This window comes from Vreelandella hamiltonii, from assembly GCF_014651795.1.
GTDB classification, from domain to species: Bacteria; Pseudomonadota; Gammaproteobacteria; order Pseudomonadales; family Halomonadaceae; genus Vreelandella; species Vreelandella hamiltonii.
In genome coordinates, this window is sequence record NZ_BMXO01000001.1 from 418,506 (window position 1) to 431,994 (window position 13,489).

Sequence of the window (13,489 nt, forward strand, 5' to 3'; positions counted from 1 at the left end):
CTGCCCCCTCCTCCTCTCCCGCGCTATCAAGCGGGTTTTTCAACGTCTTTCGTTACAGCCAGCATGCCCTGCGCCTGGTATAGGAGACGTCACGCTGGATGATGCTGGGGCTTGCGCTGTGTACGCTGGTGGCGGGTGTACTGCCGGCCGTGGCGGCCTACGTTGGCCAACTGATCGGGGATGGCGTGCTGGCGGCCATGGAAGCTTACCAAGCCTCCGAGGCGCCGAGCCTTTGGGAAGCCATTACCCCCGTGCTGGGCCTGGTGGCGCTGGAAGGCGCGACCATTGCCCTCATCGCGCTCGCTCAGCGGGGCCTCTCGGCGCAGCAGGCGCTACTTCGTGCATTGCTGGGCCAGAAAGTGAACGTCATGATTCTGGAAAAGCGGGCACGCTGTCGCTGGGCCAGTTTGAGGATTCGGAGCTTTACGACAAGCTGACCCGCGCTCGCCGAGAGGCCTCGACACGCCCGTTGGCACTGGTCACTAAAACCTTCGGGCTGCTGCAATACGATCAGTGTCGATGGGCATATGGTGGAGCTCACCGAGCGAGAGTACCGTCTGGCGACGCTGTTCTTCTCAAAAGTCGGCGAGTTGCTGAGCCGTGCACATCTGCTCGAACTAGTGTGGGGGATCAAAGGGGATGTCTCGACCCGCACGGTGGATACCCATGTCAGCCGTTTGCGTCACAAGCTGGAACTGGATGGGCGCACGGCCTTCGGTTGCGCAGTATCTACCAGTCAGGCTATCGCCTGGAGACCTGTCATATGACACCCGTAGAGAAGGTGGCCAGTTAAAAAAGCCGACCGACACCCCGAGGTGCCTGGGTCGGCGAAGCTGATGAGAGTCTGCAATCACGCGCCAGCGTGTGCAGTGATGCTTGGGGAAAGCATCGCCAAACTGCCTGCGTCAAGCGGCTTGGCGATGCCCTCTGTCGGTTGATCGAGTCAACCTTCCCCGTCCTTTACGCGAGTAGCTGCCCTTGCCCTTCTTGGGCGTTTGCTGCTGCAGTTTGAACATGGGTGTTCGCAGCTGTGCTTTCAAGGCATTGTCCTTGATACCGTGTCGCTTTTTCATACGTTTACCTATGTAAATTCCTTCGGACTTGCAAACGAGCATTGGTCCGCTTCTGGACAGACAAGCGGCAGGTTGGTTCCCTGGAGCGGCAATCGCTACTGGAAATGTCTGCTGGAAATGGCTGCTAAAGATGCGCCCCCACCAACAGGCGCACATACCGGGCAAATTCCTCATCGTAGACGTTGAGATTGCCTTCCTGGTTGATCCTGAACAAGCGATTGTCGAGGTTGGTCGACCCGATGCTGGCAAAGCGATCGTCGACACTGATCAGCTTGGCGTGATACATGGCTGGCTGATACTCGTAGAACGCCTCGTCCTGCGTGCTCATGTCTATCGATACGGGCTCCAGCAGCCGCTTGGGTGACGGCTGAGCATTGTGATACAGCACGCTGCCCACCATGAAGAGAGCGGCTACTACGCAGCTGGTATAGAAAACGAGTCGAGTGCGGCGTTGCAAGAGTGGCTCCCTGCCTCATAAGCGTGGCTCATGATTGCAGCTCCCCCCAGTGAACACCAGCCAAAGCGTCAACAAGAAAGCGCTGAAGAGAAAGCGTCAGCGCGCCAACGTCGCCCCCCGGGCCGCAGGGCTGTGGGCCACCATGCTGACCACGCTGCCGACCATGATCAGGCAAGGCGATGGCAGCGGCCGGTCCCTCAATTGGCCAGGCATGCTCGCCAGGGTGCCGGTCAGCGATTGCTGGTCGGGCTGGCTGGCATTGGCGACCAGCATGATGGGCCAGGTGTCTGGCAGTCCTGCCTGGCGCAAGCTGTGGCAAATGGCCTCCACCTTGGATAACCCCATATAGAACACCAGCGTTTCATCCTGTCGGGCCAGCGCTGCCCAGTCAGGGGTGCCGCCTTCTCGGCACAGCTGCGCGGTAATGAAGCGCAGTTGCTGGGCATGGCTGCGGTCGGTCAAAGGAATTCCCATTCCCGCCGCGGCCGCCGACGCGGCGGTAATACCCGGGACGATGTGTGCCGGTAACGCGGCTTGCGCCAGCGCTGCCAGCTCTTCGCCCATGCGCCCGAACACGCTCGGGTCACCGCCTTTCAGGCGCACCACCGACTTGCCCGCCTGAGCCAGTGACACCAGCAAATGGCCGATGTCGGCCTGTGGCACGCTGTGGTGACCTCGGGCTTTCCCGACGTAGTAGCGCTCGGTGCCTGGGGGAATCAGCGCCAGCACGTCATCCCCGACCAGACGGTCGTAGACCACGGCATCGGCCTGCATCAATAACCGCGCCGCCTTCAGCGTCAACAGCTCGACGTCTCCGCTGCCAGCGCCCACCAGGTAAACCGTGCCTGCCCGGCACTCGCCGCTGAGCGGCAAGCGAACGCTCGCTGTAGCGTCGTCTTGCAGCGGCGCCAGGGCCCGCAGGCCAAAACGCATGAGGGCCTCAGGCCATTTCTGGGTCAGTTGCTTGGCGAGTGTGCGCATGTGGCCGCTCCTGTTCGAGTAACGCGTTTAATTCAGGGATACAGCTCCCGCACTGGGTACCGCAGGCCAGCCGTGCGCCCAGCGCCTCGAGGCTGGTATCCCCTTGATGAATAGCCTTGACGATGCTGGCCTGCCCCACCTGATGGCAGCTGCACACCACCGGGCCAGCATCCGCTGCGCCATCGTCACAACCGGCCAGCAGGCGTCGCCGCTGAGCGTTGGAGAGCGCGGTATCGGTAAATCTTTCAGCCAACCAGGCAAGCCCTGGCAGCTCGTCAGGCGGCCCGACCATCAGCCACCAGCGCAGCTGCCCATCGATCACGCTGGCTGCTCGCAAGCGCCCCGTGGCGGCGTCTTCACACCATAGCGAGGCCGGGGTTCCACACCAGTGGGCGAGCGTGGCCATCCAATCCTCCCTCGGCTGGCAGCCCGCCAGTTGCCAGCGCGTACAGCCTGACAAGGGAATACGCGCCCAATAATCGCTGTCGCACCACGCGGGCGACTCGTCTGCCTGGGCCACCAGCAAGGTGGCCTGCCAGGCGATGGGTAACCGACGCAGGGCCACGGCGCCCTGTTTGGATTCTGGCTGGCCCGAGACCGGGTCGGTGATGCCTTGCAGCAAGGCGCCACTGCGCCCCTGGCCCGTAAAGCAGTCGGTCCAGTGCATGGGCACGAACACTTCCCCCCGCCGCTGCCCGTGGGCAAGGCGCACACGCCCCCGATACTCCCCCGTGGCCGCGCTCAACTGAGCCAGCGACTGCGCTTCGAGCCCATGCTCGGCGGCGTCCTCGGGATGCAGCTCGATGAAGGGTTCGGCGCGATGGTTCATCAAGCGAGGCGCACGGGCCGTGCGGGTCATGGTGTGCCACTGGTCGCGCACGCGGCCAGTGTTGAGGCGCAGCGGGTAGCGCTCGCAAAGCGCCTGCTGGGGCAAACGCGGATCGATCGGCAGCAGCCGTGCACGACCGTTGGGCGTGGCAAACTGGCCATCCACGAACAGCCGCGGGGTGCCGTGGGGCGCTTGCCGAGTGACCGGCCACTGAATGGGGGCCAGCGCATCATACGCCGCCTGGCCCAGGCCGCTCAGGCCTGAGATGTCGAACAACCGCGCAGAGGCACCGCTATTTTCATAGCCGGAAAGCCGCGCATGCTCATCGAAGATTTCCCAGGGGTGGGCATAATCGAACGCTTCTGCGAACCCCAACCGCTTGGCCACCTCGCAGATGATCCACCAGTCGTGTTGAGCCTCGCCCGGCGGAGGCAGCATTCCCCGCTGGCGGGAAATGCGCCGCTCGGAGTTGGTGACCGTGCCATCCTTTTCCGACCAACCCGACGCGGGCAGCACGATATCGGCAAAGGGCAGCAGGTCGGTATGGGCCACACACTCCGAAACGATGACCAGCGGGCACTTGGCCAGGGCGCGACGCACCTGTTCACCGTTCGGCAGACTCACTGCCGGGTTGGTGGCCATGACCCACAGCGCCGTGACGTCGCCTCGCTCGATGGCCTCGAACAGCTCCACCGCCTTGTGGCCCGGCCCGTCAGGCAACGAGGCTGACAGGTGTTCCGTGGACCAGAAGCGGCTGACACGCTGGCGTGCCCCGGGCGTGTGGTAATCCATATGCGCCGCCAGCTGGTTCGCCAACCCGCCCACTTCGCGCCCGCCCATGGCATTGGGCTGGCCCGTGATCGAAAAGGGCCCGGCCCCTGGCAGGCCAATCTTGCCGCCCGCCAGGTGGCAATTGATGATCGCATTGCACTTGTCGGTACCACTGGAGGATTGATTGACGCCCTGAGAGTACAGAGTGACCACATGCAGCTGGCTGGCAAACCAGTAGTAGAAGGTCTCCAGCCGCTCTTCATCGACGTCGCAGGCCTTCGCAACCGCTTGCAGGCTACCGGCGCTCTGCTGGGCGGCGGCCAGCGCCTGCTCGATACCTTCGGTGTGCCGCTGCAAATAGACATCGTCCAGCTTCTGCTGGGCCGCCATCCAGGCCAGCAGCCCGTTGAACAGAAAGGCGTCGCTGCCTGGCGCGATGCCCAGGTACAGATCGGCGATATCACAGGTGTCCGTGACTCGCGGGTCCACCACCACCACGCGCATCAGTGGATTACGCTCCTTGGCGACTTTCAGGCGCTGATACAGCACAGGGTGATTCCAGGCCAGATTGGAGCCCACCAGCACCACCAGCTCGGCCTCTTCCAGGTCCTCATACTGGCAGGGCACGGCATCCGCTCCGAAGGCACGCTTGTAGCCCGCCACGGCCGACGCCATGCATAGCCGTGAGTTGGTATCCAGATGCGGGGTGCCCAAGAAACCTTTGAACAGCTTGTTGGCGACGTAATAATCTTCGGTCAGCAGCTGGCCGGATAAGTACGCTGCCACCGTCTGCGGGCCATGGGCAGTGCGCTGCGCCTGCAAGCGTTCGGCGGTGGTGGTGAGCGCCTGCTCCCAAGAGACCTCCTGGCCGTCCACGCGCGGCTTCAGCAAGCGCCCCTGCTCTCCCAGCGTTTCGTGCAGCGCGGTGCCTTTCACGCACAGACGGCCATAGTTGGCTGGGTGCTCGCGGTCTCCTTTGACGGCGATGAGCTGGCCGCTTTTAAGCGTTGCAGTCACGCCGCAGCCGACGCCGCAGTAGGGGCAGGTGGTTCGGGCGAGCCGATTGGCCTGTGGCATGGCAGTTTCCTCCGGCGTTAAAAAGCAAAAAACGCCCAAGCCAGCCTCGAAAGAAGCCTGCCTGGACGCCGTTGTCTCAGGGGCACCGCTTACCGGGTGCCGTACTCATCAGTGATTTGCTGCAGTTGGTATTATTCGACGCAATTAGTCGTTGTGATCGTTATGGGCAAAGACCCTGCACTGAGCCGTTGTTACTTGTTACTAGAATAACTGCAAACCCTGCGCCCACGCTGCGCCATAACCATTAAAGCATTTAAGAAACAATAACTTAAAAACACACTCTGCATTTCTACTCCTCGCCAAAGGAATGCTCTTTGTCGAATAAGCGGTTGAAGAGAGTGCATTAACCGCCGCTTAAGCACCAAAGTGGGGCAAGCCTAGCTAACCATGAGCGGCCTGCCACCTCCTCAAAAACGCTTAATACCCTGATTAGGCTGAATTAAATCCACCGACGGCAAAAGCTGGCGGGCTTTTTGCTCACCATAAGACAAGACAGTTCGGCAGCCAACGGCGGTTGCTGCGCGTTATCAACGACGCCAACGGGCAACGACGCCCCTGATACCCCCTTCTTGAAAGGGCTGTGTCAGGGGCGTTTTTTATTTGCTGAGCATTATGTTTCAACCACATATGCTTCAACCACAGGAGCTACCTATGGAAACCGCTTCCCGGTGCTCACAGAACGAACACCTCGTCATTATCGGTAACGGCATGGCTTGCCACCGACTACTTGAAGCGCTGGTTAACCATCCGCAGCGCCCCCGCCGTATCACAGTGGTGGGTGAGGAGCCGGTACCTGCCTATAACCGCATTTTGCTCTCTCCTTTACTGGCGGGCGAGCTGGCGCCTGAGGCGCTCACTCTGCAAGACGCCTCCTGGTACGCCGATAACAACATCACACTGACGCTTGGCGACCGCGTGACCTCCATCGACCGCGAACGCCGCCTGCTCCTCACGCATCGCGGCGACATCTTAAGCTATGACCGATTAGTGATGGCCACTGGCTCGCGCCCCACGCTGCCAGCGGTGCCTGGCATCACGCTTGACGGTGTTCATACGTTTCGTGACCTACGCGATGCCGACGCCTTAGAAGCTATTGCTCAGCAAGGCGGCAACGCCGTGGTGATTGGCGGCGGCTTACTTGGATTGGAAGCTGCTGAAGGGCTGCGCAAACGGGGCGGTAGCGCGCTCACCGTCAGCGTTTTACAGCGCAGCGAGCGGTTGATGAACCGCCAGCTAGACACCACCGCCGCCCAATTGCTGGAAGCCACGCTGCGCGAGCGTGGCATCATCATTGAAACCGGCGCATCGCTTGCTGCCTTGGAGGGTAACGGCCACGGGCAGGTGCAGTCGGTCACACTGAGCGATGGCCGGAAGCTAGCTGCCGACAGCGTGATTGTCGCGGCGGGTATTACCCCCAATGCGGAGCTAGGCCAGCAAAGCGGGCTTATATTCGACCGCGCCATTGTGGTGGATGGGCACCTCACCACCTCAGACGACCACATTTATGCGCTGGGCGAATGCTGCCAGTTCGAGCAGCACACTTACGGGCTGGTGGAACCCATTTGGCGGCAGGTGGAGGTGCTTGCTGCCGTGCTGTGTGGTGAAACGCCAGCGGCGTATCAAGAAGCCCCCGTGGCCACCAAACTCAAGGTCAGCGGTGTCAGCCTGTTTGCCTTTGGCCCCACCGAGGCCGCCGCTAAGCACGAAGAGCTTCGTTACCAAGACCCGGAAACCGGCGACTACTGCCGCCTGCTGCTCCATCAAGGCCGCCTTATCGGCGCGGTGCTGTATGGCGATACCCGCCACGGCCCCTGGTATTTCGAGCAGGCGCTGGCCGCGACCGACCTAACCGCGTGCCGCCACCTGTTGCTGTTTGGCGCAACCGATGCCCAAACAGCGCTCGATAACCATTTCGATAACCCTCTCGACACCCTGTCATCCCCTTTATCTCTCACCCGTGAGGCGGCTTAGCTATGGTGAATCACACAATGTCTACTCCAACCACGTCTTCCAACAAGCAAAAGCTGATCATTGTAGGCAACGGCATGGTCGGCCACCATTTTGCCGAGCAGCTCGTGGAAAGCGGCGCGCTGGCGGGGTTTGAGGTGACGATATTTGGCGAAGAGCGCCACCGCGCCTACGACCGCGTGCACTTATCCGAGTACTTTAGCGGCCGCGATGCGGAGTCGCTTGCGCTGTGCGACGCCGATTACTACCACACCCACGGCATTCAATTACGCAGCGGCGAAGCGGTCACCGCGATTGACCGCGAACAGCAGCTGGTGGTGACCGAACAGGGCCACTACGCGTATGACCAGCTCGTGCTGGCCACCGGCTCCTTTCCCTTTGTGCCGCCCATTCCCGGCAACGACAGCGAAGGCTGCTTGGTTTACCGCACCCTGGATGACTTGGATGCCATTCAGGCAGCGGCCAAAAACGCCACCAACGGCGTGGTCGTGGGTGGCGGCTTGCTCGGTTTGGAAGCCGCCAACGCGCTGCGCGGGCTGAACCTGGACACCGCCGTGGTGGAGTTCGCCCCACGACTGATGCCCATGCAGGTGGATAGCGAAGGCGGCGAGCTGCTGAAAGAAAAAATCGAGGCCCTGGGGGTTCAGGTACTCACCGAGCGTGCGACTCAACGTATCGAACCCGGCGACACCAGCCGTCTGCGTATGGTCTTCCAAGACGACAAGGTGCTGGAAACCGACCTGATCGTCTTTTCCGCCGGTATTCGCCCCCAGGATACGCTCGCCCGAGAGTGCGGCTTGAGCATCGGCGAGCGCGGCGGCGTGGTGATCGACGACCAATGTCGCACCAGCGACCCGAACATCCTCGCCATCGGCGAGGTAGCGCTGTGGAATCAGAGTATCTTTGGCCTCGTGGCGCCTGGCTACCAAATGGCCAAAACGGCCGTCGCCACGCTGACGGGGGGCGATATTTGTTTTAGCGGCGCCGATATGAGCACCAAACTAAAACTGCTGGGTGTGGATGTCGGCTCCATTGGCGATGCCCACGGCAACCAAAATCCTGGCGCCCGCATGTTCCGATACCTTGACCCGCTCACTCAGGTCTACCGCAAACTGGTCGTCACCAGCGACGGTAAGAAGCTGCTGGGGGCCATGCTGGTGGGAGATAACAGCGCGTATGACACGCTGTTGCAGTACTACGCCAACGGCATCGAGCTGCCTAAGGAACCCGCATCGCTCATTCTGCCGCAACAAAGCGGTGCTGCCCCGGCGCTGGGGCCGGATGCCTTGCCGGAAACGGCGATGATCTGCTCCTGCCACAACGTGACCAAAGGTAGCATCTGCAGTGCCATCGACGCGGGCGCGGCTGACCTTGGCAGCGTTAAAGGTGCCACCAAAGCCAGCACCGGCTGCGGCGGCTGTGCGGCGCTGCTCAAAAGCGTGGTGGACCACGAACTGGTGGCCCGCGGCGTCGAGGTGGATACATCGATCTGCGAGCACTTCGCTCATACCCGCCAAGGGCTTTACGACATTGTAAGAGTCGAAGGCATCAAGACGTTTAGCGAGCTAATGGATAAGCACGGCAATGTCGAGACGCATCGCCTCGGCTGCGATATCTGCAAACCAGCGGTGGCCTCGATTCTCGCCTCCTGCTTCAACGAACCGATTACCGATGCCGCCCACGTGCCGCTGCAGGACACCAACGACACCTTCATGGCCAATATGCAGAAAAACGGCACCTACTCGGTGGTGCCACGCATTGCGGGCGGGGAAATCACGCCTGACAAGCTGGTGGTATTGGGTCAAGTGGCCCAGAAATATCAGCTCTACACCAAAATCACCGGCGGCCAGCGTATCGACCTGTTCGGCGCCCGGCTGGAGGACCTGCCCGCCATCTGGGGTGAACTGATCGAAGCAGGGTTCGAGACCGGCCACGCGTACGGCAAATCCCTGCGCACCGTGAAGTCTTGCGTGGGCAGCACCTGGTGCCGCTACGGCGTTCAGGACAGCGTCGGCATGGCGATTCAGCTGGAGAACCGCTACAAGGGCCTGCGCGCGCCGCACAAGATCAAGTTCGGCGTCTCCGGCTGCACCCGGGAGTGTGCGGAAGCCCAGAGCAAGGACATCGGTATCATCGCCACCGAGAACGGCTGGAACCTCTACGTGTGCGGAAATGGCGGCATGCGCCCACGCCACGCGGAACTCTTCGCCACCGACCTGGATGACGAACAGCTCTACCGCACCATCGACCGCTTGCTGATGTTCTACGTCCGCACGGCCGACCGCTTGCAGCGCACGTCGGTATGGCGTGAAAACCTGGAGGGCGGGCTGGACTACCTGAAAGACGTGATTCTGGAAGACAGCCTCGGCATCGGTGCTGAGCTGGAGCGCCAGATGCAGCACGTGGTGGACAGCTACCAGTGCGAGTGGGCCAACGCCATCAGCGACCCGGAAAAGCTCAAGCGCTTCCGCAGTTTCGTCAACGACCAGCGCCCCGACCCGTCGATCATCATGACTTCCGAGCGTGGCCAGCTGCGCCCCGTATAACTTCGCCCATCCGCCACGAGAATCGCCATGACCGCGACTGCACAGCACACAATGTCCAGTACAGACACCATGTCGAATACAGACACCAGCACTGATATAAGCACCACTGCCAGCGCGAATACCTGGCAGCCATTGTGCACCAGGGCCGACCTGGTCGCTTTTTCAGGCGTGGCCGCCTGGCTGGACACGCCGGAAGGCCCCGCCCAGGTGGCGCTTTTCTACGTACCCGGCCACGAGCACGAACTCTACGCCCTGGACCACCGCGACCCCTTCTCAGGCGCCTATGTCATCGCCCGAGGTATCGTCGGCGACCTGCAGGGCAAGCCCGTCGTGGCCTCCCCGCTGTATAAACAGCACTTCCGCCTGGAGGATGGCCTGTGCGTGGAAGATGACACCATCAGGCTGCGTACCTGGCAGGTACGCTTCCAGGGGGAGGAGGTGTGGATAAAGGGGTAAGGTGAGCCACACGCTTCACCAACGGCGGCAAAACACCTGGCAATCCCGAGGGCTGCCCAATACGGTCGAGTAAGCCGTCAAACGCTGTTCCGCACGGAAACCCGCCTTCTCCAGCACCCGCCTGGAGGCAGCGTTCTCCTCCGCCACGATGGCCTCCAGGCGGGTGATGCCATACAGGCAGCGGGCATCCTCGATCAGGCGGTGGAGCGCTTTATGGGCAAGCCCCTGACCGCAGGCCGCTTGCGCAATGCGATACCCGACGCGGGCTTGGCCGTTGTCGATATCACGCAGATTGGCCCGGCCTACGATCCTGCCGCGCCAACGGACGATCAAGGGGCTCATCCGCCGCTGAGCATGGAGCGCCAGACACTCGACGATGTGCTGAGCCACGCCTTGCGGCGTGTAAAAGCGCTCTGGACGCGCTTCGATATGCTGCTCGAACCAGACGCGCTCGGCTAGCTCGAAATGCAGCAAGTCGATTGCATCTTCTGGGGTGAGCAGATCAAAGGCCACGTCATGGGCATGTTGCATGAGTATCACCTTCCCTGGGGGCGTACGGGCAATTCCGCAAGAAATCGCTGACATTGCCGGCCAACCTGTTGCTATGCTTGCCAGCCTCTTGATTAGGTAGGCATGGGAGCCATCAGTTCATGAAAACAGAAGCCTCGACCCTGGCTTTTTCCGCCTTCATGGCCCTCTTGATCGGCTGTGCAGGCATCATCGCCACGCTGGCCTCGAATTCTCAAGCCATTCTGTTGGACGGCCTGTTCAACCTTATCTACTTTAGCGTAGCGCTGGTGACCATCAAGGTCAGCAAGCTTGCCAGCCGCCCAGATAGCGAGTCGTACCCCTTTGGCTACAGCTACTTCGAGTCGTTGGTTAATTTATGCAAAGGTTTGCTGATTTTGGGGGTATCGATATTCGCACTGGTGGATGCCGTGGCCGCACTGCTTACCGGTGGGCGAGAAATTTCCGCAGGGCTTGCGGTGATTTATGCGCTGTTCGCGACCGCCGCTTGCTCGCTCACTGCCTGGGTCATGCAGCGTAGTCAACGTCATGTGAATAGCCCCTTGGTGGCCGCCGACAAACTCAACTGGCTGGTCAATAGCGTGATTTCAGGGGCCGTACTGGTGGCTTTTTGCCTAGTGATGCTATTTGATCGTCTCGGCTGGCGGGCTGTTCTTCCCTACATCGATTCGGTCTTGGTCATTGCGGTCGTCGTTCTCTGCCTGGGGGTCCCCGTGCGCATGGCATCGCAAGCGCTCAGAGAGCTGCTCAACAAAACTCCGGAAGAAGCCGTCGCCGAACCGGTGCGCCAAGCCGTAGCCCGTGGCCTTGCCGATATCGACACCCTGGAGGTGCGCGTGCGTATGGTGCGCCCCGGCCGCCTGCTTTACGTCATCGTCCACGTGGTACTCCCCAAAGACCTCCCAGAGGCGACACTGGCAAACCAAGACGCGCTGCGTCAGCGCATCGATGAAGAAGTACGCCGCTACTACTCGCCAGTGGTGTGCGACGTGGTGTTCACCGCTGACAACCGCTGGGCAGCGCCCTCTTGTGGGCTGTTAGTGAAAAAGTACTCTAACTAAAAATTCCATCGCCTATCACTCCCTGTAGTTGTATGAGCAACTGTTATCATCACAGGTAGGAGTGTAGCTAGGTTATAGAGCAGCGCGTCATTTCAGCCCTTATTCACCTACCGTGACCACCCAATCAGGTCGAAACAGCGGCGGCGAAAACTCCTCTGGATAACCGCCCGGGTTGGCGATAATGCGGGTGCCGCTGTGTCGTGTATCCACCGGTTCGTGAACGTGGCCGTGAATCCACAAGTCCATCTTGCCCATCAGTTGCGGTAGGTGGGAGGCAAAGGCGGGCGAGAGCGCGTCGCCTATATACTGTTCGGGAATGCAACCGTGCAGTGGGGCATGATGGCTCACCACGACGCGGGGGCCATCGAAAGGTTGTTGAAGCTCGCGACTCAACCACTCCAGCGCCTCACGGTGCATGTCTTGGCTGGCTTGGGGAGTGAACACTTGGCCGGGAGCCGTGGTAATGATGCGAAAATCGGGCATGTAGCGCAGTGCTTTCGCTTCGGTCTCTAATGGATTGCGGGTGGGGTCGTCGGCATAGAGCGCAAAATCTGTCCAGAGCGTCGTGCCGTAAAAGCGTACTTCGCCAATGGTCACGCTGCGATTATCTAGCAGCTCAATATCATACCGAGCAGCTTCTAGCGCTAGCTCTTGGCGCAGCAGCGGCATGCAGGTGCCGTAGAACTCATGGTTGCCCGGCACGTAGAGAATCGGCAGGTCGGGAAACTGCTTCCGTGCCCATGCCAACCCTTCTGCTCTGCGATGAATATCCCCTGCCAACACCACCACATCCGCCTCGGCAGGCGGCAGTTCACGGTGTCCGTCAAAATGCTCTAAATGAAGATCGGATAAAACTCTTAAACGCATAGAACGTCTCTCATGGTGCTTACTTGGACTTGGGCTTAAGCCGTTAATAGGCAAGGCGAGCGATAAATTGGCGGGCAAACTCGACCACCACAGCTTCGGCTTCCCGGTGAGGAATATGACCGATGCCGGGCAGCATTTCGCAGTGAGCGGGGCCTTGGGTATAGCGGGCAATACGCTCTGGCTGACGATGAGACCCGTACTCATCTTTTTCGCCATGCAGCACGAGTGTCGGGCACTGTACTTGTTCAAGCGCTGGGATGAGTGACCACTCTGCAAACGCGGGGCTTAGCCATGTGTCCACCCAGGCGTTGAGTACCCAGCGGGCTTTGTCGCCATGGTACCTGGCTAGCTTGGCAAACTGGTCGGGCTGTTGAAACGCTTCCTTGGCCGCTTCGATACCCTGACGAGTGCGCGGTTCGTTGAACGCCTGCGCGGCGATCGTGATCAAGCCTCGGCAACGCTCCGGCTGTTGGCCTGCACAGTGAACGGCCATGCAGCCTCCTACGCTGTGCCCCAGGGCGATGAAGTGGGTGATTGCCAACGCCTCCAGCAGTGCTGCAACCGCTTGACGGTATTCGTCCTCGATGAAGGTATGGGGCGGTTTCGCCAATCGAGCGTCAGAACGCCCGAAGCCCGCACGGTCGTAGGCAACGACTGGGTGCTGCGTGGCCTGGCAAAGGGCGGCGGGAAAGCTGCGCCATAGTTCCACACAGCCAAGCGAGTCGTGAAACAGCAGAATCGGCACCGCCGAGCGTGCATGGCGCGGCTGCCAGGTGCGGGTAAACAGACGACCGCTGGGGGTATCTACCCAGCGGTCATGAACGGTCACTGCATCCGAGTGTGAGGTCATGGCATGGCTCTTTGTGTTGTCAGTG

13 protein-coding genes are annotated in these 13,489 nt (G+C 60.9%); 6 read left to right on the top strand and 7 right to left on the bottom strand.

The features are described 5' to 3' along the window. Positions 1 to 98: 98 nt before the first annotated feature. Together IE061_RS02120 and IE061_RS02125 are read left to right on the top strand one after the other, a co-directional pair. Positions 99 to 437, top strand: a complete 339-nt coding sequence (locus IE061_RS02120; protein ID WP_444542705.1) for a hypothetical protein — start codon at positions 99 to 101, stop codon at positions 435 to 437. Positions 438 to 527: 90 nt separating this feature from the next. After that, positions 528 to 767 carry a winged helix-turn-helix domain-containing protein gene (locus IE061_RS02125; RefSeq protein ID WP_230478366.1) on the top strand — a complete coding sequence of 80 codons (240 nt, stop codon included), beginning with the start codon at positions 528 to 530 and terminating at the stop codon, positions 765 to 767. A gap of 138 nt (positions 768 to 905) precedes the next feature. On the opposite strand, the gene arfA is transcribed toward IE061_RS02125, so the two are convergent. From arfA to IE061_RS02145, 4 genes are all read right to left on the bottom strand, one after another. Then, on the bottom strand, positions 906 to 1,247 hold the full coding sequence (gene arfA / locus IE061_RS18205; protein ID WP_308429487.1) for an alternative ribosome rescue factor ArfA: 342 nt from the start codon (positions 1,245 to 1,247) through the stop codon (positions 906 to 908). Beyond that, positions 1,198 to 1,530, bottom strand: a complete 333-nt coding sequence (locus IE061_RS17930) for a phospholipase D-like domain-containing protein (protein ID WP_230478346.1) — start codon at positions 1,528 to 1,530, stop codon at positions 1,198 to 1,200. The genes arfA and IE061_RS17930 overlap by 50 nt, the downstream gene beginning before the upstream one ends. Before the next feature lie 96 nt (positions 1,531 to 1,626). Then, a complete protein-coding gene (gene cobA / locus IE061_RS02140) occupies positions 1,627 to 2,511 on the bottom strand; it encodes a uroporphyrinogen-III C-methyltransferase (protein WP_193460846.1) in 885 nt (294 codons plus the stop codon). Further along, entirely contained in the window at positions 2,471 to 5,188 is a 2,718-nt protein-coding gene (locus tag IE061_RS02145) for a nitrate reductase (protein WP_193460847.1), read from the bottom strand. The genes cobA and IE061_RS02145 overlap by 41 nt, the downstream gene beginning before the upstream one ends. A 651-nt stretch (positions 5,189 to 5,839) precedes the next feature. On the opposite strand from IE061_RS02145, the gene IE061_RS02150 reads away from it, so the two are divergent. From IE061_RS02150 to nirD, 3 genes are all read left to right on the top strand, one after another. Next, a complete protein-coding gene (locus IE061_RS02150) occupies positions 5,840 to 7,159 on the top strand; it encodes an NAD(P)/FAD-dependent oxidoreductase (protein WP_193460848.1) in 1,320 nt (439 codons plus the stop codon). A gap of 17 nt (positions 7,160 to 7,176) precedes the next feature. Next, a complete protein-coding gene (nirB, locus tag IE061_RS02155) occupies positions 7,177 to 9,702 on the top strand; it encodes a nitrite reductase large subunit NirB (protein WP_193460849.1) in 2,526 nt (841 codons plus the stop codon). A 69-nt stretch (positions 9,703 to 9,771) separates the two neighbouring features. Then, on the top strand, positions 9,772 to 10,158 hold the full coding sequence (gene nirD, locus IE061_RS02160; protein WP_040460920.1) for a nitrite reductase small subunit NirD: 387 nt from the start codon (positions 9,772 to 9,774) through the stop codon (positions 10,156 to 10,158). A 15-nt stretch (positions 10,159 to 10,173) separates the two neighbouring features. Here the strand turns inward: nirD and IE061_RS02165 are convergent, their stop codons facing one another. After that, positions 10,174 to 10,689, bottom strand: coding sequence for a GNAT family N-acetyltransferase (locus IE061_RS02165; RefSeq protein WP_016914730.1), 516 nt, complete (start codon positions 10,687 to 10,689; stop codon positions 10,174 to 10,176). A 119-nt stretch (positions 10,690 to 10,808) separates the two neighbouring features. Between IE061_RS02165 and IE061_RS02170 the strand changes: the two genes are divergently transcribed. Further along, positions 10,809 to 11,747: a cation diffusion facilitator family transporter gene (locus IE061_RS02170; RefSeq protein WP_193460850.1), complete on the top strand. Its 939-nt coding sequence runs from the start codon at positions 10,809 to 10,811 to the stop codon at positions 11,745 to 11,747. A 99-nt stretch (positions 11,748 to 11,846) separates the two neighbouring features. Here the strand turns inward: IE061_RS02170 and IE061_RS02175 are convergent, their stop codons facing one another. Then, a complete protein-coding gene (locus tag IE061_RS02175) occupies positions 11,847 to 12,614 on the bottom strand; it encodes a metallophosphoesterase (RefSeq protein ID WP_193460851.1) in 768 nt (255 codons plus the stop codon). A 43-nt stretch (positions 12,615 to 12,657) separates the two neighbouring features. Further along, positions 12,658 to 13,464: an alpha/beta fold hydrolase gene (locus IE061_RS02180; RefSeq protein WP_193460852.1), complete on the bottom strand. Its 807-nt coding sequence runs from the start codon at positions 13,462 to 13,464 to the stop codon at positions 12,658 to 12,660. Between the last annotated feature and the right edge of the window lie 25 nt (positions 13,465 to 13,489).